The sequence below is a fragment of the Paenibacillus sp. GCM10027627 genome (assembly GCF_042675505.1).
GTDB lineage: Bacteria > Bacillota > Bacilli > Paenibacillales > Paenibacillaceae > Pristimantibacillus.
The window spans coordinates 305,037-325,595 of sequence record NZ_JBHTHB010000005.1 but is presented as its reverse complement, the minus strand read 5'-3'; the positions used below and the strand labels follow the sequence as shown (position 1 = coordinate 325,595).

16 protein-coding genes are annotated in these 20,559 nt (G+C 46.8%); 9 read left to right on the top strand and 7 right to left on the bottom strand.

Features of this window, described 5'->3' with window-relative positions; all coding sequences use genetic code 11:
* Nucleotides 1-138: 138 nt before the first annotated feature.
* From ACFQZE_RS24385 to ACFQZE_RS18840, 8 genes are all read left to right on the top strand, one after another.
* Complete coding sequence (locus ACFQZE_RS24385) at nt 139-378, top strand: DUF7674 family protein (protein WP_446786401.1); 240 nt, start codon at nt 139-141, stop codon at nt 376-378.
* 441 nt (nt 379-819) lie between these two features.
* Complete coding sequence (locus ACFQZE_RS18870) at nt 820-3,045, top strand: ornithine--oxo-acid transaminase (protein ID WP_379359855.1); 2,226 nt, start codon at nt 820-822, stop codon at nt 3,043-3,045.
* A 206-nt stretch (nt 3,046-3,251) separates the two neighbouring features.
* Nucleotides 3,252-4,163, top strand: a complete 912-nt coding sequence (locus ACFQZE_RS18865) for a proline dehydrogenase family protein (RefSeq protein ID WP_379359853.1) — start codon at nt 3,252-3,254, stop codon at nt 4,161-4,163.
* A gap of 354 nt (nt 4,164-4,517) precedes the next feature.
* Nucleotides 4,518-5,492 (top strand): ABC transporter permease, encoded by a 975-nt coding sequence (locus tag ACFQZE_RS18860; protein ID WP_379359851.1) that lies wholly within the window; start codon nt 4,518-4,520, stop codon nt 5,490-5,492.
* A gap of 41 nt (nt 5,493-5,533) precedes the next feature.
* Nucleotides 5,534-6,421 carry a carbohydrate ABC transporter permease gene (locus ACFQZE_RS18855; protein ID WP_379360125.1) on the top strand — a complete coding sequence of 296 codons (888 nt, stop codon included), beginning with the start codon at nt 5,534-5,536 and terminating at the stop codon, nt 6,419-6,421.
* 72 nt (nt 6,422-6,493) lie between these two features.
* Nucleotides 6,494-8,161, top strand: a complete 1,668-nt coding sequence (locus ACFQZE_RS18850) for an extracellular solute-binding protein (protein WP_379359849.1) — start codon at nt 6,494-6,496, stop codon at nt 8,159-8,161.
* 141 nt (nt 8,162-8,302) lie between these two features.
* Nucleotides 8,303-9,868: a response regulator gene (locus tag ACFQZE_RS18845; RefSeq protein WP_379359847.1), complete on the top strand. Its 1,566-nt coding sequence runs from the start codon at nt 8,303-8,305 to the stop codon at nt 9,866-9,868.
* Nucleotides 9,865-11,634 carry a sensor histidine kinase gene (locus ACFQZE_RS18840; RefSeq protein ID WP_379359845.1) on the top strand — a complete coding sequence of 590 codons (1,770 nt, stop codon included), beginning with the start codon at nt 9,865-9,867 and terminating at the stop codon, nt 11,632-11,634. Before ACFQZE_RS18845 ends, ACFQZE_RS18840 begins: the two co-directional genes overlap by 4 nt.
* Nucleotides 11,635-11,716: 82 nt before the next feature.
* Here the strand turns inward: ACFQZE_RS18840 and ACFQZE_RS18835 are convergent, their stop codons facing one another.
* The 6 genes from ACFQZE_RS18835 to ACFQZE_RS18810 form a co-directional block, all read right to left on the bottom strand.
* Complete coding sequence (locus tag ACFQZE_RS18835; protein ID WP_379359843.1) at nt 11,717-12,568, bottom strand: carbohydrate ABC transporter permease; 852 nt, start codon at nt 12,566-12,568, stop codon at nt 11,717-11,719.
* A 12-nt stretch (nt 12,569-12,580) separates the two neighbouring features.
* The gene (locus tag ACFQZE_RS18830) at nt 12,581-13,489 is read right to left on the bottom strand and encodes a carbohydrate ABC transporter permease (protein WP_379359841.1); all 909 of its coding nucleotides are present in this window, start codon (nt 13,487-13,489) and stop codon (nt 12,581-12,583) included.
* An 81-nt stretch (nt 13,490-13,570) separates the two neighbouring features.
* Nucleotides 13,571-14,926: an extracellular solute-binding protein gene (locus ACFQZE_RS18825; protein WP_379359839.1), complete on the bottom strand. Its 1,356-nt coding sequence runs from the start codon at nt 14,924-14,926 to the stop codon at nt 13,571-13,573.
* A 292-nt stretch (nt 14,927-15,218) separates the two neighbouring features.
* Nucleotides 15,219-16,058 (bottom strand): PRD domain-containing protein, encoded by an 840-nt coding sequence (locus tag ACFQZE_RS18820; RefSeq protein WP_379359837.1) that lies wholly within the window; start codon nt 16,056-16,058, stop codon nt 15,219-15,221.
* Nucleotides 16,059-17,708, bottom strand: a complete 1,650-nt coding sequence (locus tag ACFQZE_RS18815; protein WP_379359835.1) for a PTS transporter subunit EIIC — start codon at nt 17,706-17,708, stop codon at nt 16,059-16,061.
* A gap of 171 nt (nt 17,709-17,879) precedes the next feature.
* Nucleotides 17,880-18,794 carry a DMT family transporter gene (locus tag ACFQZE_RS18810; RefSeq protein ID WP_379360123.1) on the bottom strand — a complete coding sequence of 305 codons (915 nt, stop codon included), beginning with the start codon at nt 18,792-18,794 and terminating at the stop codon, nt 17,880-17,882.
* Between the two features lie 148 nt (nt 18,795-18,942).
* Here ACFQZE_RS18810 and ACFQZE_RS24380 point away from each other — a divergent pair, with 148 nt between their 5' ends.
* Entirely contained in the window at nt 18,943-19,155 is a 213-nt protein-coding gene (locus tag ACFQZE_RS24380) for a DUF6199 family natural product biosynthesis protein (protein WP_483874780.1), read from the top strand.
* Between the two features lie 336 nt (nt 19,156-19,491).
* Here the strand turns inward: ACFQZE_RS24380 and ACFQZE_RS18805 are convergent, their stop codons facing one another.
* Nucleotides 19,492-20,391: a 3'-5' exonuclease gene (locus ACFQZE_RS18805; protein ID WP_379359833.1), complete on the bottom strand. Its 900-nt coding sequence runs from the start codon at nt 20,389-20,391 to the stop codon at nt 19,492-19,494.
* Nucleotides 20,392-20,559: the final 168 nt, after the last annotated feature.

Here is a 20,559-nt window from a genome sequence, read left to right as displayed (position 1 = left end):
ACTTTACCCTTATCAGTTCCGTACCAAAATTCCAACAAAATAGTGTGCGCACAGCTACATGCTCGGACGTTATAACCTATTTGTAGTAACGTTCTTCTTCTTGAATAGTGCTAAAATTTCCAGTTGCATCCATTTTTTATGCCGAAAATAATTAAATTATTAAGCGAGGAAAGAAACATCAATTTGCTAGAAAGTATGTTTAAATATTTTGAAGAAGTATCTACTGATAAAGATGTTCACTTAAAAAGCATTTTTTTAAATACGGTGTTGGAAGTACTCGAAAATGACAGATCGATTTTAGGTATTGCACAGAAGTACATGGGAACCAAAATGATACAACTTCAAATAGAAGCTGATAGAGCATTGGACAGAATCTAGTCAGCAAAGACTCATAAGATATTGACAGTTATCCATGATGGATAACCGTTTTGATTTATTTCGAGGCGGAGGGGGTCAATTACAAATGTGCTCATCAATCAATAAATCTAACTAACGCTATTCCGTTATGCTAAGCAGGTCGATTATGGTCAGATATTACCATGATTGGGCTGCTTTTTGTTACTTTTGCTTTCTTTCAGGAATTTCAAAACTTTACGCAACTGTAGACGCCGCCCAGATAGGATAGCCGATTCCGTCAGAAGAACATTTTTAAAATTTGGACACTGTCATATTAATAATAAAATTAGATAACTCATTGATCTTTTTAACTAATTCTGTACCCTACAACATCTAAACTTCTCAACACCGTCATTGCTGTTGCCCAATAGGCAAAAGCTGAATACAATGCAGTATCCGCAACATGTGGAAGGGGAGAGGACAATGATGGGCGAGGAATCTCGGAAAATGGTGGAGCTGGCGGAGAGGTACAGCGCTCGCAATTACAATCCGCTGCCTATTGTTATTACGGAGGCCCAGGGTGTTTGGGTTACCGATGTGGAAGGCAAACGCCACATGGATATGTTGAGCGCATACTCTGCTTTAAACCACGGCCATCGCCACCCCGTAATCATCAAAGCGTTGCATGATCAGGCGGACAAAGTAACTCTCGTCTCTCGAGCCTTCCACAATGATGCAGCTAGCCGATTTTATGAAAAGTTGTCCTCATACACCGGGAAAAGCGGGGCACTAGCCATGAATACGGGAGCGGAGGCAGTTGAGACGGCGATTAAAGCGGCAAGGCGCTGGGCCTATCGGGTTAAAGGCATCCCTGAAAATACGGCTGAAATTATCGTATGTGAAGGAAACTTTCATGGCCGGACTGTTACGGCCGCATCGATGTCTTCTACGGAGCAATATCGGAGTCATTTTGGCCCCTTTACTCCAGGATTCAAAATCATTCCATACGGCGACCTGCTAGCACTTGAGAAAGCGATTACTTCTCATACGGCAGCCTTCCTCGTCGAGCCGATTCAAGGGGAAGCGGGAGTCATTATTCCTCCAAGTGGCTATCTTGCAAGAGCGGCAGAGCTTTGCCGAAAACGTCAAGTGCTGCTAATAGCTGACGAAATTCAGACAGGATTCGGCCGGACGGGTCGCAGGTTCGCGGTAGATTGGGAAGGCGTGACTCCTGACATATACATTTTAGGCAAAGCGTTAGGCGGCGGTGTAATGCCGATTTCGGCTATCGCGGCAGATGAGGAAATATTGGGGCTGTTTGAACCGGGCTCTCACGGCTCTACATTTGGCGGCAATCCGTTGGCATGTGCGGTAGCGACGGCCGCTATCGACGTGACGATTAACGAGGGACTGGCTGAACGTTCGGAGGAGCTTGGCGAGTACATGACCCAAAAACTAAAAGTCATCTCTTCCCCCGTAATCAAAGAAATTCGCGGGCGAGGGCTGTTCATTGGCATTGAACTAACCGAATCGGCAAGGCCTTATTGCGAACAATTGATGCGGTCAGGGTTGCTATGCAAAGAAACGCATGATACGACAATTCGGATAGCGCCTCCTCTTATTGTGGAAAAAAGCCACCTAGACTGGGCATTAGACAAAATTTCAGACCTACTTAATAAGCAGCCCAAACGGAAGAAGATTTCTGTTATAAAAGCTTCTTTTGGACTCGGAGGCGCAGAGATGGGGGCGGAAAACGGACCAGATGCGATCACGGCAAAAGGTTTGACTGAGCGTCTTAGTCTGTTGGGTTGGAGTGTGACCGAAGAAATTGTTTGCACGGATGTCACGGGAATCGTTCAATTCGATAAGACCTCTAAATCCATCACAACCTCTAAACCCGTCAGAACCTCTAAATTAAGCACAATCCCCAACATACCAAATACAATCGCAAGCAGACAAAACAAAACCCCCAACAAATCAAACACAACCACCAAATTCATCAAACACCATAAAGAGGTACAATCGATTTGCCAAAAAATATCCCAAGCCGTAAGCTATGCCGTTGAGAAAGGAGAGTTTCCTCTTTTGCTGGGAGGCGACCACAGCGTTTCTATCGGCTCGCTTGCCGGACTTGTCCGGCGATACAATCGGCTTGGTGTCATTTGGCTTGACGCTCACGGCGATATTAACACGGAGGACACCTCTCCTACAGGCAATGCTCACGGCATGGTCCTGTCTATCGCGACTGGCCTAGCTCAATTTAAGCTGACGGATATCTCGGACACTCCGAATCTTCTCCAACCGGGCAACATCGTGTTAGTCGGCGCCCGTGATCTGGACGAAGGGGAGAAAGATAACTTATCCAAAGCGGGAATCCGCTGCTTTACGATGAGCGATATTGACCGTCTTGGCATAAGCGCAGTCATGAGCGAGGCGCTCTCTATTGCCAGAGAAGGGGCAGATGGCGTTCACCTGAGCTTGGATATGGATGTTCTTGATCCACGCGAGGCGCCGGAGGTTGGGACTCCGGTTCCGGGCGGACTGACCTTCCGCGAGGCACGATTTGCAATGGAGTTGCTGAGTCAATCAAGCCGCATCACTTCTATGGATGTTGTGGAGGTCAATCCCAAGCTGGACGGAACAGAGAGCAAAACAGCAGAGCTTGCCCTTCGGCTGATAGAAACGTTGTTCGGCAAACGGCTGCTATAGCAACCATTAAATCAAGTTACATGCAGATAGAAGCAGCTAAGAAGCTGTTATAGAAGCAATTAAAGAAGAAGTTAAAAAGGCAGCTATAAAAGCAGTTATAGAAGTAGTTGCAGCGGCAGTTAATTAGTAGATATAAAGGTAGCCCTTAATGGCAACTATCATTCAATTTCCTTGACTTTGAACTTAGAGTGAAAGGAGCATACCATATGCTCGAAAAGGGGCTTAAACTTATTTTCCTAACTATAGGAAAAAACAAAACGGCAGCGAAGCTCATGCGCAGATACGGAGCCCAACTAGGCGCAAGTCGCTTCGTAGCCGGAACGACTTTACAGGATGCTATTGCAGCCGTAAAGCGCCTAGAAGCTGAAGGCAAGGAAGCGACAATCGACCATTTGGGCGAATTTGTCCAAAATGAACTTGATGCCGCCCGATCAGCGGACATATGCCTCAAATCTCTCGAAGCTATGCAAGCCCATAGCCTTAAAGCGAATCTCTCGCTTAAACTAACCAGCCTCGGCCTCGACCTCGACCCTGCCATATGCGAGCGTCACATGCGCTCTATCTTAAGCCTAGCGGCAACGCAAAACCGTTTTGTCCGCATCGATATGGAAGACTACAGTCATTGCCAGTCGACCATTGATTTATATAAAAAGCTCCGGCCGGATTATCCCAATCTAGGCCTCGTCATTCAAGCTTACTTGCACCGCTCCAAAACGGACCTCTACGAGCTTGGGTCGAATGCTAATCTTCGCCTGGTCAAAGGCGCATACAAAGAATCTCCGGAGGTCGCTTTCCCGAAAAAGGAGACTGTAGACGAAACCTTCCTTCAGCTCATTCACATTCAACTAGATCAAGGGTATGCGGCTGTAGCTACGCATGACCCCCAAATAGTTCATCAAACGCTGCGAAGAGTAACAGAGAAGCAAATTCAACTAGATCGTTTCGAATTTCAAATGTTGTATGGAATAGGAACAGCGCTGCAAAACAAACTCGCGCAAGAGGGGTATAAAGTACGAATTTATGTGCCTTTTGGAGAGGACTGGTTCGGCTATTTTATGCGGAGACTAGCGGAGCGACCAGCCAACGTCTGGTTTTTATTAAAACATTGGAGGAGATAGCAACCAAGGCCCGCATGTTCAATATTCAATATTAAAATCTAATTCAATATCTAACTCAACATCCAAATCAATATCTATCTCAAAATATGATAAAAATCAACGATCCCGCCAACCGCGCTTCCTTTATGGAACGCGGTTTTTTTGCTCTTTCCTCTTCCAAATGTCATTTATTTCATCTATATTTCCCTCAAACTGTGACATATGATACATTCCAATGATGTCACGAAGCTTTCGTCTCTATTTTTATACATAATCATTGTAAAGTATCATTTTTTGTTGTTTAGGCAAATAGTATCCCTCTCGCTCCCTGTTTTACAATAGGGCTATAAACAGACAGGAGCAAGGAGGATACAAATGTCGCAAGCAAAAATAGGGCAGAGCAATGCAGCATTGCAACAGTTGCCAAAGGGCAAAAAGAATATTTTCCAGCGTATTTTCAAGCAATGGGATATTCAGCTCATGGTATGGCCGGGAATTCTGCTCGTCTTCGTCTTCGCGTATATCCCGATGTACGGAGTTTTGACCGCCTTTATGGATTATAGCATTTTCACTAAAGGGAACATCTGGGCTAACCCTTGGGTAGGATTTAAACATTTTGAAATGTTTTTTGAGTCTCCTGAGTTTTATACGGTTATGCGCAACACGATCGTCATCGCTTTATTGAAGTTCGTAATCGGTTTTCCAGCGCCGATTATACTCGCGCTTATGCTGAACGAGATTCGCCACATGGTGTTCAAACGCGTCGTTCAGACGATTACGTATCTGCCGCATTTTATGTCTTGGGTTATTGTGGCGGGACTGGTTATGTCCATGCTCTCAACGGAAAACGGCAGCGTCAACATGCTTCTGAAAGGCATTAACTTGATCGACGAACCGGTCAACTTCCTATCGGTTAAAGAATACTTCTGGTCGATTCTCGTTTCGGCGAATGTTTGGAAAGAAATCGGGTTTGGTTCCATCGTATACTTGGCAGCCATCTCCGGCGTCGATCCGCATCTGTACGAAGCAGCCGACATCGACGGCGCAACCAAGTTTAAGCAAATTTATTTGATTACGATTCCAACGATTATGCCGGTTATTATTATCTTCATGATTTTGTCGATCGGCAACTTGCTCAATGCAGGCTTTGAGGACATTCTCCTGCTGGCAACGAACCCCGTGCTCATGCCGGTAGCGGACGTTATCGACACGTATGTCTATCGGGTAGGCTTATCCAATTTCCGCTTTTCCTATGCCACAGCGGTGGGGCTGTTCAAAGCCATTATCAGCATCGGTTTGCTGACGATAGCGAACTATATAGCCCGCAGATCCGGAAACAGCTTATGGTAGTAGGAATTTGACGAAAAGGGAGGCGAACAGCTTTGGCACGAATGGGATTTAGCGATAAGCTCATGATGATTTTTATTTATACGTTTTTGATTGTATTGTCTTTCAGTGCATTTTATCCGTTTTGGAACGCGATTGTCATTTCGTTTAACCTTGGTATTGACACGTCGAAAGGCGGAATTACATTCTGGCCTCGCGTGTTCACCTTGGAAAATTACGAAATTGTATTCAAAGATGAACGCCTGGTTAACGGCTTCTTGGTTTCCATTTCCCGTACGGTGGTCGGTACGATAACTTCCATTCTTATGACGGCCATTTTGGCCTACGGCATGACGAGAAGGGAACTAATCGGGAAAAATTACTTTATGTTTTTCTTCATCTTCACCATGTATTTTGGCGGAGGACTCATTCCTTCGTACTTGCTCATCAGCTCGCTTGGCCTTATGAACAAGTTTTTGGTATTTATTATCCCGGCGCTTATCAGCGTATGGAATATGATCATTTTCAGAACGTTTTTCAAAAGCCTTCCACTCGGCCTGGAGGAATCCGCGCAAATCGACGGTTGTACAAACTGGGGCATTTTCTTCCGCATCATTTTGCCGCTGTCGGGCCCGGTTATCGCAACGTTGTCGCTGTTCACGGCTATCTCGCATTGGAATGACTGGTTTATGCCAAGTATCTATATTACAAACCCAGATCTTGTTCCGATTCAAACGATGCTGAAGCAGATATTGAACGCTAACGTCGTTACGAATATTTCGAACAATATCGATACGGCATCACAGGCTCGCCTTGAAGGAATGCGGACGATTACGACCAAGTCACTGACGATGGCGACGATGATGGTTGCGACGCTTCCGATCGTACTCATCTACCCGTTTGTACAAAAGTACTTCGTAAAAGGCGTACTAATCGGCTCTCTGAAAGAGTAGCACTCCATTTGGTTTAAAGCGTTCGCGCTTTGGACATATAAAAAAAACGACTATGAGAGGGGTAATACAAGCATGACGAAAGTTAGAAAGACAGCACTGCTTGTCGTATCTGCCATTCTAGTACTGGGAACGGTACTTGCAGGATGCAGCTCGAACAACGCGAAGACAACTCCAAGTCCTTCAGCATCTGCTCAGCCAAGCAACGCAACGGGCGAAAAGCCTTCCGACGTTTGGGAATTCGGCTCCGAAGCACTTGAATTCTCGATGTACGGCCACTACAACTGGTACGATGTTCCTGCATGGGACAGCACCGTTGCTGGTAAATGGCTAATCGAAAATAAAAAGCTGAACATTAAACCGGTTTCCGCAGGCGGCAACCCGGATCAAAAGCTAAGCACGATGATCGCTTCGAACGATCTTCCAGACGTGATGTGGATGGACCGTGGACCTGAAGTGGAAAGACTTCGTCAAGCTGGCATGCTGGTCGCTTTCGACGATTACCTCGACAAATATCCAAACTTGAAAAAATGGATGGGCAACGACCTCAACCTGCTTCGTTCCGAAGACGGTAAGCTTTATCAATTCCCTAACTGGTACACAGGCCGTCCGAACGGCAACTCCGGTTATGTAATCAACAAAAAAGTTTACGAAGAGCTTGGATCTCCTAAGCTGGAAACAACAGACGACTTGTATACCTACTTGACGGCTGTAAAAGCAAAATACGGCGATAAGATCGTTCCTTTCGAGCCGCATTTGGCTAAAGACATGCAAGGACTCGGCGTTCTTTATACCGCTTTTGGCGAAAATGCACTTTATTCGTACCTGAATGCCGGCCTTCGCGCTATTCCGCAAGGCGATAAGCTGACTTCCGTATTTACGGATCCGACATTCCGCGAAGCGCAAAAGTACATCGCGAAACTGTACAGAGAAAAACTGGTTTCCCAAGATGCCTTTACTCAAACAGTTGACCAAATCGAAGAAAAAGTAATGCAAGGCCGCGTTGCGGTATTCGCAGCGTCCAGCCCGACGGTTATTGCGATGAACGCTCACCAAGAGATGGCGAAGCAAGATCCAAATTCCGGCTACTTCATGATCTGGCCAATTCACAAAGAAGGTTTGGACAAAAACAAAGTTTATCCGGGCACATACACAGCTCTTGGCTGGAACGTAAGCGTAATTACGAAAACAGCTAAAGACCCTGAAAAAATCTTTGCTTTCCTTGACTGGTACACTGGCCCAGAAGGTCAATCCCTATTGTTCTTCGGACCAGAGGGCAAGAACTGGAAAGGCTTTGACGAAAACGGATACCCGAACTTCACGCCTGAATACGATGCAAAAGAAGTTCTAGAGCTTCAAAAAGCGCATGACCCAATCATGTGGAACGGTAACACAGGCTACATCGACCCTGCAAAAATGAAATACGAAAGCACGCTTCCAGTTGCTGAACAAAACTGGGCAGCTCGCTACCAAAGCGAAATCACTTGGCCGACTCAAGCGAACGCAACGGAGTTTATCAACCTTGATCCGGCTCCGGACAGCGAGCTTGGCATTATCAAGCAACGCGTAGACGATATCTTCACACTGGCTTACGCTCAATCCGTAATGGCGAAAGACGATGCGGAAGTGGAGAAAATTCTTGATAAAGCAGAAAAAGACGCTCAAGACGCTGGTTATGCAAAATTGCTTGAGTACCGTACCGAAGGATGGAAAAAGAACAAAGAAATCATCGCGGGCGGCTAATTTAAATCTTTCTTCCGAAAGGGTATACTGTAATAGGTATACCCTTTTTGGATTATTTCTTTCATAGATTGTGTTGTCGGTCAGTCCCAGGATTGGCCTATTAGCTTGCCGACTTGATTTATTGACCTGGAGATGACGCCGATGTATAAGGTATTGCTGGTAGACGACGAGATATTGGATTTGAAGGGCATGCAGACGTTTATTCCATGGGAAGAACTTGGCATGCAAGTGGTAGATGCCGTCACCAGCGGGTTTGCCGCCAGTGAGCGGATTGCAAACGAGCCGATCGATATTTTGGTGACCGATGTCCGTATGCCGAATATGTCGGGGCTGGAGCTCGCCCGCATGGCGCTGGACATTCAAGACAAGATCAAAATCATTTTTGTAAGCGGTTATCAAGATTTTCATTATGTGAAACAGGCTCTTGCTCTTAACGCATGCAGCTACGTCGTGAAGCCGATGGACGACAACGAGCTGATCGAGTCGCTGCGCAAGCTGCGGCTGGAGCTTGATGAGGAAAAGAAGCAGATCGAGACCGAGCAGCTATACAAAAGAATGATCCCCATGGCGAAAAATGAATATTTGCTCCAGCTCCTAGAAGGAAAGTGGAGTATGGAAACGCTGGACTCGCTGCTGGAAGAATACGAATTGACCAAAATGTCATGGCCGGTCAGCGTCGTCATCGTCGAGCGGGATGATTGGGTGAAAATGCGGTATAACGAAGAGGCGTTTGACGAGGGCAAGCTCGCGAACGTGTTTTGGGATACCCTTTTTGCATTATGCGGGGAGGCCGGGATTGCTCATTTTTGCCGAATAACGGACAAGCGAATTGCGCTTCTAGTCGATAGCGGCCATCGGTTGGAGCAGCTCAGAGATCGGCTGGGCAAAGAGAAGGAAGCCTCGTTCTCCGCTACGATTGGAGTGGGAGTGGCTGTAAACGGCCCGTATGCGCTCAAAGATTCGTATAAGCAAGCCCAGTCGGCGCTTGACTATAAAGTATTTTACGGCAAAGGAAAAGTGATTCATCACGAGGCGGTTCAATCGGTACAGATGAAAGAGGTGCAAAGCCTCGACATTCAGCTCGACGCCTTGTTCGAAGCGATGACAAACTATGAGCTGGTGAAAGTTCACGACGAGTTGAACCAGCTTTACGGACTTGCAAACAATATGAGATCCAAATATACGATTCAAAATTTTACGATATTCCTGCTTATGAAATTGGATGCCCACCTGCAAAAGATGAATGAGGATTTGTTCCAAATGTTGAATTTGGACTTTAACGGCCTTGACGTTTTGCTGAAATATGAAACGATCGACGACATTCACTCATGGCTCAGATATCGTATTTATGAGCTGTCGGAGATGCTTCAAACCAAAAAACTTAAAAAAAATTGGAAGCTGGTGCAAGATATCATAGGCGATGTCAAGCAGAGGCTTCATGAAAATATTACTCTTAAAGATGTAGCCGAGAAATATTCGTTCTCCCCCAATTATTTGGGACAAATTTTTAAGGAAGAGATGAACACCAACTTCAGCGATTACGTCGCCATGCTCAGAATGGAAAAGGCAGGCGAGCTTCTGCTGCAAACGAACCTGAAGGTATATGAGATTGCAGGGCTGATCGGCTACCGCTATTTGCCTTATTTCAGCAGACAGTTTAAAGACTACCACGGCAAGACGCCGCTGGAATACAGGCGGAAGCTATGAGCGTAATTCGCAAATACAGGTATATGCCGTTCGGCTACAAGCTGATGTTGTCTTATTGTCTTTTTATCGTCATTCCGGTTGTCGTCATCGGTTTTTTTGCAAACTCCATCTACGTCAAGTCGATTCGCGAGCAAATCGAAAGCAGCGTACACGGAACGCTCGTTCAAATGAGCGACAATGTAAGCTACAAGAAGGAAGATGTGGTTCGTGTATCCGACTTTTTTTATTTTGACCATACGATTGCAAGGCAGCTGCGAAGCTACGAGGAGGGCTGGGTCGGCTACGAGGCGATCATGAACTTTTTTATTCCGAAAATCGAGGCCTACAAAAAAGCGTCCAACATGCGGCTGTGGCTGTCGATCTACTTGCATAACACGCTGTTCCCCGAAATTTACCGCGATTACAAAGGGAATGATCCGCTCAGGAACATGGACGGTCCTTATGACGTTTTCCAAATGTCCCGGATCGAGGGGAAGGAGTGGTATACCGAATATCCAGAGGAAGTGTTCGGGGAGACCATGCAGTGGAAGCAAGTCGAAGATGATGCCAAATATGATCGAATCTCTCTTCTTCGCCGTTTGGTCAGCGTACAAATCGTCGGGACGACAGAGGAAATCGGCTTTATGCGGCAAACGGTTTATTTAAGCGAGCTGTTCCAGTCGGTTGATCATACGAAAATCGGCAACAACGCGACCATCTTTATTTTGAACGAAAAAGGCCAAGTGATGATGAAATCGGGGGAATCCAAACACAAGATCGGCGAGGTGTGGAATCCGGCGGAATTCGAAAATTATTTAATGATCGATAAGACGCTTCCGTCGCTCAATTGGAAAATCGCAGCGGTCATTCCGAATTCCATCTTTGAAGAAAAGATCGATGACGTGCGGATGTTGACCTTCATTATCTGCTTGATTTTTACAGTCGTTTATTTTGTGTCTGGCGCATTGCTCTCCAACTATTTTTCCAGAAAAGTGAACAAAATCGTTTATGTTCTGAACGCTTTCCAGGAGGGTAACTTCCATAAGCGGATCAACTTTAAAGGAAGCGACGAGTTCAGTCAAATTTCCGGAGCGCTTAACGAAATGGGGCAAAATATCGGCGAGCTGATCCATAAGGTTTACGTGGCCGATCTGGACAAAAAGGAAGCGGAACTGGATATGCTGCAAGCGCAGATTAATCCCCATTTCCTGTACAATACGCTCAGCTCAATAAGCCGGTTGGCCAAATTTGGCGAGCTTGACAAGCTGCAGCGGATGGTCATGGATTTAGCGAAGTTTTACCGGCTGTCCTTGAACGAAGGACGCACTTTGCTGCCGATCAGCGACGAGCTGGATCAAGCCAAGGCGTATATTAACATTCAGAAAACGAAATACGAGGAACGGATGAGCGTCAGCTTTGATATCGATCCCGCTATTTTGGACTATACGACCATTAAACTTGTCATTCAGCCGTTTATTGAAAATGTGCTGGAGCATGCTTGGTGCGCCGACCGGATTCATATTCGAATCGTCGGTTCCTTGGAAGGGGACAGCATCCTCTTTAAAGTGATCGACGACGGAGTAGGCATTAGCGCGGAGCTGCTTCAGCAAATGAACGACCCGGAAGAAAGCGTAAATGTCGGCTACGGCATCCGCAACGTCAACCAGAGGATTAAGCTGTATTACGGCAGCTCTTATGGGGTGAGTATTTACAGTCGTCTAGGGATCGGAACGACGGTGTCGATCCGCATTCCGACCGAGAAGCCCAAAGATATGAGGCTGGAGTAACGAAAAAAAGCATCGCTTCTGCGCGAGAACCGATTATCGGTTGCAGCGCAGGGCGATGCTTTTTTAGTTAACGAGAAACCGTTTATTTGACCGCTCCGGCCGTAATGCCGCCTGTTATTTGTCTTTGGAACAGCGTGTACAAAATAATAATCGGAATCATGGAGAAGACCAGTCCGGCAAACAACGGGCCCCATTCCGTCTTGTACTGCATTTCGCCTTGCATAACGGCGATCCCAACGGGCAACGTGTATATCTTTTTAAGCGGGTCGTTCATGATGATCGTACCCAAAATATATTCGTTCCAGATGGTCAAAATGTTCATGATCGCAACCGTCATAAGTCCTGGCTTCGACAGCGGAAGCATTATGCGGAAGAAGGTGCCTGCCTCGGAGCTGCCGTCGATAGCCGCCGCTTCTTCCATTTCTTTCGGGAGCGATTTGTAAAACGACACCAGTACGAAAATGCCAAACGGCAAAGCTCCGGCTCCATAAACCAATATCAAGCCTAGCAGATTGTTCGTGAGGCCGATTCCGTCGAGCAGGAAAAAGAGCGGGATTAAGCTCAAAATAAGCGGAATCATCATAGCGGAAATATAAATGAAATAAAGGATGCCGCTGCCTTTAAACGGATATCTAGCAATGACGTAAGCCGTCATGGCCGATAGCAGCACCGCAAGCGCCGTCGCCGCGACAGTGACCACAACGGAGTTCAGGAAGTAGCCGCCGAATTTGTATTCCGTCCACACATAGGAGAAGTTTGACCATTGCAGCGGAAACTCCGGAAGCGCCCACGGCTTGTTGCCGTAAAACTGCTTATTGTCCTTCAGCGACGAGAGCAGCGTCCATACTAGCGGATATACGACCGCAACCGTCCATACGAGCAGGAGGATACGGAAAATCCACGTCACGAACGATTCTTTTTTAGTTAGTTTCATGATGGATGCCCCCTACATTTGTATCGTTTCCCGCTTAAGCAAGCGGTTCAGAATGATCGATGTAATCAGCGTCAGCACCAGAATAAGAACGCCGATAGCGGACGCGTAGCCCATATGGTATTGCTGGAATCCTATTTGATACAAATAGGAGCCCATCACTTGCGTTGAATTGTCGGGCCCGCCTTCCGTCATAAGGAAAATAATGATGAAGGAGCCGTTCAACGTCGTGATGACGATATGGATGATGGAAACTTTCATTTGCTCCCAAATAAGCGGAATCGTAATATGCTTGAACTGATGCCATCTGGAGGCGCCGTCGATATTGGAAGCCTCGTATAACGACTCAGGGATGTTCATAATTGCGGCCATCAGAAGAATCATATAAAACCCGATGCCAGCCCAAACCGCGGGAGCGAGGATCGACCACATCGCCGTATTCGCTTGCCCGAGCCAAACCGTAGTAACCGGTTCGCTGGTGAACAAGGAGAGGAAGGAATTCAAGAAGCCAATATCGGACGGGTTGTAAATGTATCTCCACAATACTCCGATAACGACGACCGAGATGAGGTTCGGGAAAAACAGGATGACCCGGAACAAGCCGGTTCTTTTGATGTTCATACGAGTGAGAGCAACCGCCAGGAAAGTGGCAATCGCCAAAATGAGCACGACCTTCCAAAAAACAAGGAAAAAGTCATTGAAGATGGCCGTTCCGATAATTTCGTCCTTGAACATTCTTGTGTAGTTATCAAAACCGATAAACGTCATATTTCCCGAGTAGCCCGACCATTTGAAAAAGCTGATGTACAAGCCTCTAAGCATAGGGTAGAGGGTAATTACGCTAAACAAGACGAAGGTCGGCAGTATAAATCCCAGAATGAACAAGGTTCGTTTCAGTCGATAGGATGTTGGTTTGGCTGTCATGGCTTGCACGCCCCTTGTAAAATCTTTTTTAAGGGCGGAGGGAGGGGGTTAGCCTCGCCTCAGCCCAGATGGTGAATCCGATTATTTTCTTGCTGCCGCTGCCGCTTTCTCCAAACGCTCGCCCCACTCAGCAGGAGTGATACGTTTGTCTAGAAGAGCGATAATGCTGTCTTGCAGAGCCGTTTCTACATCGGCGTTAACGATAAGCGCCGGAGCAACAACCAGGTTAGGGCTGTTGAAGTAGCTCATTGCCGATTTAACGACAGGGCCTGCTTTGGAGTTCGTCAGGTCCGCTTTTACGTTCATGATCGCGCCAGTCATTTCCGCCCAGTCTACAGCAAATTTTTCAGTAAAGATGAATTGCAGGAACGCTTTAGCCGCTTCAGGGTTTTTCGCTTTTTCAGCAATCGCTACAGATGCTGTGTAAGGGATCGCTACATATTTTTCGCCTTTGCTTTGCATAACGGATGGAACGAAGTCAAATTCGAAGCCTTCCGGTACGTCTTTGCTCATTTCGTTTTCCAGCCAGAGGCCGTTCGGAATGAAAGCCGCTTTATGCTGAAGGAACGACATTTGCGAATCCGTGTGGTTGAGTGCGATGGAGCCTGGATCGATGAAGCCTGCGTCGCGAAGCTGTACGATTTTGTCTAGAGCTTTCATAACTGGCTCGCTTTTGAATACGCCTTCCTCAAGAGCAGCCATTCTGGAGATGATGGAGCCGTCGCCGCCGTTTGCCGCAACGATAGCGGAGTTGACCAGACCGCCGTTGATGTAGTAAGGGTATACGCCTGTATGGATGTAAGGGGAGATGCCGGCTTCTTTAATTTTGGCGCTCACAGCCATGAAGCTTTCGAAGTCGGTAGGTGTCTCCCAGCCTTTTTCTTTAAACCAAGCTTTATCGTAGAACGTTCCCCACGATCCGAATACGAGTGGCATCGTGTAGTTTTTGCCGCTGTAGTCAGTTGGTTGGCCGATCGCGATGTCGAGAACTTTTTTGCCGTCCGCATTTGTCAGGTCTTTCAGGAAATCCGTCAAGTCGAGCAACTGTCCGTCAGCGACCATTTGCGCTTCGTTGGAGCCAGCGCCGTCGATATAAACGAAGTCGGGAGGAGTGCCTTGAATCCAGCGCGGTCTCATTTGCTCGTTAATTTGGGAGCCTGCTGTTTGCTTGATGTTGAGGTTAGGGTTTTGCTTTTGGAATTCAGCAATGACATGTTTCCACCAAGTGTCGCCGTAGCCGCCTACAAAGTACTGGATTTCAAAATCGCCTGTCAGTCCGCCTGCTTCTCCACCGTTGTCAGCGCTAGCGCTTGGGCTCGCAGAGCTTTCGCCTTTACTAGGCTCTTCCTTGTTGGCTCCGGAACATGCTGCCAGCAAGCTGAACGTCAAGGCCATTACCATTGCGATGACCAAAGATTTGCTTCTCCATTTTTTCATTGGTACAATCTCCCCTTATCGTTTGTGTTTGGAAATGAATGCGATTTCGTAAATGTCTAAACTTAGAAGCTAAGCGACAGTCCCGGGTGCTGAAATGCGATCCCCCTCTCCGGAAATAAAAAAAAGGACAATAGTAACGAAGCGCGGAGCTAGAGTGAACTAGCTTGCTTCGATAACTAATGCCCTTTCGGTAACACATTATCGTGCGAGACTGTATTTTGTTTTACGATGCAATAATATTAAAGAAAAACTTTTCTGTCAATCTTTTTTATTTTTACATGTGAAAATAATTTTAAATTTGCTCGCGCTGATTGAGTCGTTCGATATGGAGAGTGAGGAAACCGACCTCGTCGTCCGGCACCGTTTTTTTCAATTGCTCCGCCAAAATCGCCGTCAAAACAAGCGACCGTTCATAGGATAAAGGGTATTCGATTTTAATTTTGGAGAGCAGAGGATTTTTAATATGCGCCTCTTTTTTGATCCGATCTATCAACCCTTTTAAGTGAGAAATAAAGCGAAGGGAGGAGAACGAATCGCCAAATTGAAGGCCAAGCTCCTTCGCTTCGTCCATGACTTTGGCAACGAGGCGGACGACCGCAAGTGTCTCTGTGCCGCGCTCCCGGTTGCGTGCGCCGTGGAAATGCATCGCTAGAAAAGCGATCTCGTCTTCCGGCAGCCTAGCATCCAGCTTCTCATTCAAATAGCTGACCGCTTCCGCAGCAACGTCATATTCGTCCTTGTACATGAGCCGAATTTCGTAAGAAAACGGATTGGTAATAAGAACGCCGCGGCGGCAGCGTTCAATGGCAAAATTGATATGATCGACCAATGCGGCGTGGATCGTTTCGGAAAATTCGCCCTCCAGCCGCTGCTGGGCCATAGCGATAACTTCTTCGGTCACACCGACAATTCGGGTATCGACGTTATTTAAAATTTGTTCGTAATGTTCAATTGTTTCCATGGTATGCAGCAAAAACTCCTGTGAAATTTCTGACGTAGAGACGCACATCCCGGGCTGCTTCTTAAAGCCGATTCCTTTGCCGAATGCAATGGAATTTTTGCCGGAGGATAGTTTGGTCATTACGACATTGTTGGAAAGCACATGAATAATCTTTCTATCGGCTGCCGCCATTTACTCAACCTCCTCCGATGGCTTTGCGTCCTGAGCCATTTGCTTTTGAACCTCTTCTTTAATCAGCTCGGAATCCGTGCCGAACACGACATGAACGCCTTGTTTGCCGATTCGGATAATGCCTGCCGCGCCCAAATCCTTTAAGCTCTGCTCCTTGACGAGAGTCGGCTCGCGCAAAGTAAGTCTAAGTCGGGTAATACAGGCATCGATTTCTAAAATATTGCTATATCCACCAATAAATTCTATAACACTAGTTGATTTTTGTGCAATAATTTTTGTGCTGGACATTCTAAGCGACGGCACAATCGATCCGGATGCTCCCTGCGCAGGCGGCGTTCCCGGAATGGATTCGGCTGGGGCTTCTGCTTGCGTCGAATCCGACCTAGCCGCTGTATGGCCTGTACCGGATGCACTCGGAGACGCTTCCAAAGCTTCAGGTATAGTTAGAAGGTCCGTCTCAGTTGCAACCGCTTCCGAATTTAGCTGCGAGTCGATAGGGGCTTCCAATTTGTCGACAGCTCTTCCCGGCGTAGACAGGTTGAATGCGCGAATGACAATGTAAAACGTAAAGTAGTAGAGTACAAAATAGGCTGCGCCAACGATTGGAATAAGCCAAGGATTGGTCGCGTAATGCCAGTTAATGGCGAGGTCGATAAAGCCGGCGGAGAAGCCGAAGCCGATTTTCACCTCAAGCAAATGCATAATCATCATGGACAAGCCCGTCAGCACAGCATGAATGAAGAACAATAGAGGCGCAACCAGCATAAACGCAAATTCAATCGGCTCCGTCACCCCTGTCAAAAAGGAAGTGAGGGCGGCGCTCAGCATGATCGACATAATGACTTTGCGGTTTTCTGGTCTTGCGCACTGAGCCATCGCAATAGCCGCTCCGGGTAAGCCGAACATCATAATCGGGAAGAAGCCCGCCATGTAGGTGCCCGCGGTCGGATCCCCCGCAAAAAAGCGCGTTAAGTCGCCTTGAACGACTTTGCCGCCGGCGGTCGCGTATTCGCCCACTTGAAACCATAAAATATTGTTTACGATATGGTGCAGCCCCGTCGGGATCAGCAATCGATTAATCGTTCCGTAAATAAAGGTTCCGATGCCGCCCGTCGATTGCAGCCATAACCCAACGGCTAGAATACCTTCTTGGATAGGCATCCATATAAAACCGAGCGAGCCGCCGAGTACAGTCATCGTCAGTGCCGTTACAATCGGGACGAACCGTCTGCCCGAGAAAAAGCCAAGCGCTTGCGGCAGCTGCACATCCTTAAAGCGGTTGTACAAATAAGCGGTTACTCCACCTGTAATCATGCCGCCGAGCACGCCCATTTGGAAGCTGGCCCCGGCTAGATCGCTTGAAGCGGAAGCTTCAAACGTTTTCATTACTTCTTGAAATACGGTGTAGCCGACTGCGGCCGATAGGGCAGCCACTCCTTTGCCTTGAGTAAGGCCAATTGCAATTCCGATCGCAAAGAGCAGAGGGAGATGGTCAAAAATCGCTCCGCCGCCCGCCTCGCAAATAGCGGCGATCTGCTGCAAAATGGGATGATCAAATTCTATTTTTCCAAAACGCTGCAAAAGGGCGGCCGCCGGCATAACGGCAATCGGGATCATAAAAGAGCGGCCAATGCGCTGAATGTAGCTCATATTTTGCTATACACCCCGTTTTCGTATAAGAAAAAAAGGGCGCAGCCCAAGAACAATTTCCATTCTTGAACTAATGCCCTTAATAGGTAACACGTTCGTTTTTTTATGATAATTTACAAAAATTATACCTTTGAGACCTCGAATCTGTCAAAATAAAGTTTAGTTATCACATTAAGAAGAAACCGTATTGGAAGAGGGCAACTTTGGCCTGTCGCTGCCGTATCGGATGAACAGCCAAACGCCAAAGAGGATAAATACGCCGGCTCCAAGCTGATAGCCTGTCAAAGCTTCTTTGAGCAAAACCCAGGCCAGCAGGGAAGCGATTACCGGCTCTCCGAGAACGGCCATCGATACCGCGGTGGCGTTCATATATTTTAGAAGCCAATTGAACAAATAATGTCCAAACAGAGTTGGCACGATGGCAAGCAGCAGGAAAATACCCCATTCGTTTGCGCTGTAGCCTGTAAAATCATTTCCTTCAAACAAGTTGTACCCGGCTAAAAAGAAAGCGGCTATCGCAAACACCCAGAAGTTGTAGGCGAATGCGCTGACGCCTTCGCGCAGCCCTTTGCCGATGAGCATATGGATGGAGATGGCGAGCGTGCCAAAGAAAGAAAGCGCGTCTCCAAGCAGCGCCGTGCCGGATAAGCTGAAATCGCCTGCTCCAATGATGACAGAGCCGACAATGGCGATTCCCATTCCCCACAGCATCGGCTTGTTTGCTTTGGCTTTGTACAGCCAGTATGAGCCTAACATGACCATCAATGGCTGAAGAGTAAGAATTACGGTGGAGCTAGCGACCGTCGTCAGACGCAGCGATTCCATCCAAAGCAAGAAATGCAAGGCAAGCATAAAGCCGGACGCGGCTAGCCATCCCCATTGACGGATGGAGGGAGCGAAAAGCTCGCTTCTGTATTTCCATACAAGCGGTAGCAGCAGCACGTTGGTGAGGAGGAGGCGATACATCGCGATCACGGCGACGTCCGCTTCCGACCACCGCACAAATATAGATGAAAAAGAAATAGCGATAATGCCGATTACATATAAAATTTCATATCCGGTTATGCCCTTCGTGTTGCCAGTCATGATGACGTTCTCTCCAGTCGTTTGATATGCGCACAAAAGTGATCATACTCCGCGCTGCACCGGGTGTCAAAGCAATTTTTGCCTCGGGGAAAGGGGGGCTTTAATAAGTTTTTATTTAGAGCAAAAAGAGCAAGTGAATGAGCGATAAATAATTCTGAGTGCTTCATTTCTTATTTTTATTGCGTGGGGTCTTCTATCCATTTTCTTTCCAGAATTTACGGTTAGAACTACAGCTTCAAATCACCTAAAGAAAAAACCAACTCGCAAACAAATTCAACGAGCAAAAGTTAGCGGTTATATAATGGTATTGGTTGCGGTTGGATTAATTGCTTGTACGCTGTTAGGAGCGTTTCGAGTTTAATAATGCTGGTCATTGATCATGAATATTTTTAATGTAAGTATTTATTTTCAAACTTCCGACCTTTGTTTTAAACAAAGATTTTGGGATTTAAGTAACATCAATAAAAGCACAGGAAGCCGAAATTGGAGATAACAGCTTCATGTGCTTTTATTTTTTTACATTGGTTGAGATGCTCCCGGTCATGACGTACCGTAGCAATGCTAACCAGACGTTACTGGCTGTTTCAATTTTGCCTGAACTTCTCTAAAATCCTGTCTTAATTTTTTCTTTAAATTTTGTCTAAACGATGGACCATTGTATCTTCAATTGCGTCTGAGCATTGGACATTCATTTTGCCTACGCTTCAGTCTGAGAGTTAATTGCTTCTCTCTCCGCTTCTTTCTGATCTGCTGGAATGTGAGATTGCTCATTCTCATTCCATTCCGTCTGAGGATCATCCGCCTTTTTTGCTGGAGCTTCAAGCTTAGCGGGCGCTTCTTTTTTTGTCGCTGCTTTTGCCAGCTCGGCTGCAAAATATTCCTTCATCTCCGCAGCTTTGCGCGGATCGTCGAGCTTTACTTTGTCTTTGAGGACATGTTCAACAAACGACTCCCAAGTCGGCTCTTGTTTCTGGGAACGAAGCAGTCGGATTGCATTTTTGACCAGCCTGCGTTCTTTTGCATTTGTGTACATATCCTTATAATGCTGGTTGTAGCTGAAATCAAGCTCTGCAAAAACTTTTCGAAAAATGTCGGCCGTCATACGGGCATCATCGAGCGCGCGATGCGCTGAACCTTCCGAAGACAGCCCCACATATGCCAGCGCCGCTTCTACACTGACATCATTCGTAAGTCCGCGAACGCGCAGAAATCCTTTGAGCAGGTCGAAGTAAGGAGTGGACAGCCAGTAAGCGTCGTCGAGTGTGTGCATGCGGGTATCGAGCACGATTCGTTTCAAATCTTCGCCACCCCATGTGACGAGAAGGAGGTCTTCGCTTTTTCCAAGCCACTCCAAAAAGCTTTTAATTACTTTGGGAAATCTGTCCGCCGTATCGATCGATTGTTGAGGGATGCCGGTTTTTTTCTGGATAAACGAATTAAGCTTGGCAAAATAAACGGGTTTAATAAACGCGGTAAATTCATCTATGGGTTGAAGCTCGGCATCCAGCCGAACCGCCCCTATTTCGATCACTTCCATTGGAAGGTCGCTGGCAAATTTGCGTCCGTTAAATTCAATGTCCAATACAATATAGTTCAAAAGGATAACCTCCGATTTTTGACTCGTATCCTCTATTCTATCAGATTTGCTCCGCAAATGCGCGAAGGGAGAGGTTATTGCCAGATTAGGAGTTCGGGTATAAAATGTGGCTAACGTTTTTGGAGGCTGCAGGGAAAGGAGCAACAAAATTGAACACCTCAAAATCGA

Excerpts from the sequence above, each read along its gene's own strand:
- ACFQZE_RS18820 (WP_379359837.1), bottom strand. The coding sequence starts at position 16,058 with ATGGCGGCAGCCGATAGAAAGATTATTCATGTGCTTTCCAACAATGTC.
- ACFQZE_RS18810 (WP_379360123.1), bottom strand. The coding sequence starts at position 18,794 with ATGACTGGCAACACGAAGGGCATAACCGGATATGAAATTTTATATGTA.
- ACFQZE_RS18860 (WP_379359851.1), top strand. The coding sequence starts at position 4,518 with ATGTCGCAAGCAAAAATAGGGCAGAGCAATGCAGCATTGCAACAGTTG.
- ACFQZE_RS18845 (WP_379359847.1), top strand. The coding sequence starts at position 8,303 with ATGTATAAGGTATTGCTGGTAGACGACGAGATATTGGATTTGAAGGGC.
- ACFQZE_RS18835 (WP_379359843.1), bottom strand. The coding sequence starts at position 12,568 with ATGAAACTAACTAAAAAAGAATCGTTCGTGACGTGGATTTTCCGTATC.
- ACFQZE_RS18840 (WP_379359845.1), top strand. The coding sequence starts at position 9,865 with ATGAGCGTAATTCGCAAATACAGGTATATGCCGTTCGGCTACAAGCTG.
- ACFQZE_RS24385 (WP_446786401.1), top strand. The coding sequence starts at position 139 with ATGCCGAAAATAATTAAATTATTAAGCGAGGAAAGAAACATCAATTTG.
- ACFQZE_RS18830 (WP_379359841.1), bottom strand. The coding sequence starts at position 13,489 with ATGACAGCCAAACCAACATCCTATCGACTGAAACGAACCTTGTTCATT.
- ACFQZE_RS18865 (WP_379359853.1), top strand. The coding sequence starts at position 3,252 with ATGCTCGAAAAGGGGCTTAAACTTATTTTCCTAACTATAGGAAAAAAC.
- ACFQZE_RS18815 (WP_379359835.1), bottom strand. The coding sequence starts at position 17,708 with ATGAGCTACATTCAGCGCATTGGCCGCTCTTTTATGATCCCGATTGCC.
- ACFQZE_RS18855 (WP_379360125.1), top strand. The coding sequence starts at position 5,534 with ATGGGATTTAGCGATAAGCTCATGATGATTTTTATTTATACGTTTTTG.
- ACFQZE_RS18825 (WP_379359839.1), bottom strand. The coding sequence starts at position 14,926 with ATGAAAAAATGGAGAAGCAAATCTTTGGTCATCGCAATGGTAATGGCC.
- ACFQZE_RS18870 (WP_379359855.1), top strand. The coding sequence starts at position 820 with ATGATGGGCGAGGAATCTCGGAAAATGGTGGAGCTGGCGGAGAGGTAC.
- ACFQZE_RS18850 (WP_379359849.1), top strand. The coding sequence starts at position 6,494 with ATGACGAAAGTTAGAAAGACAGCACTGCTTGTCGTATCTGCCATTCTA.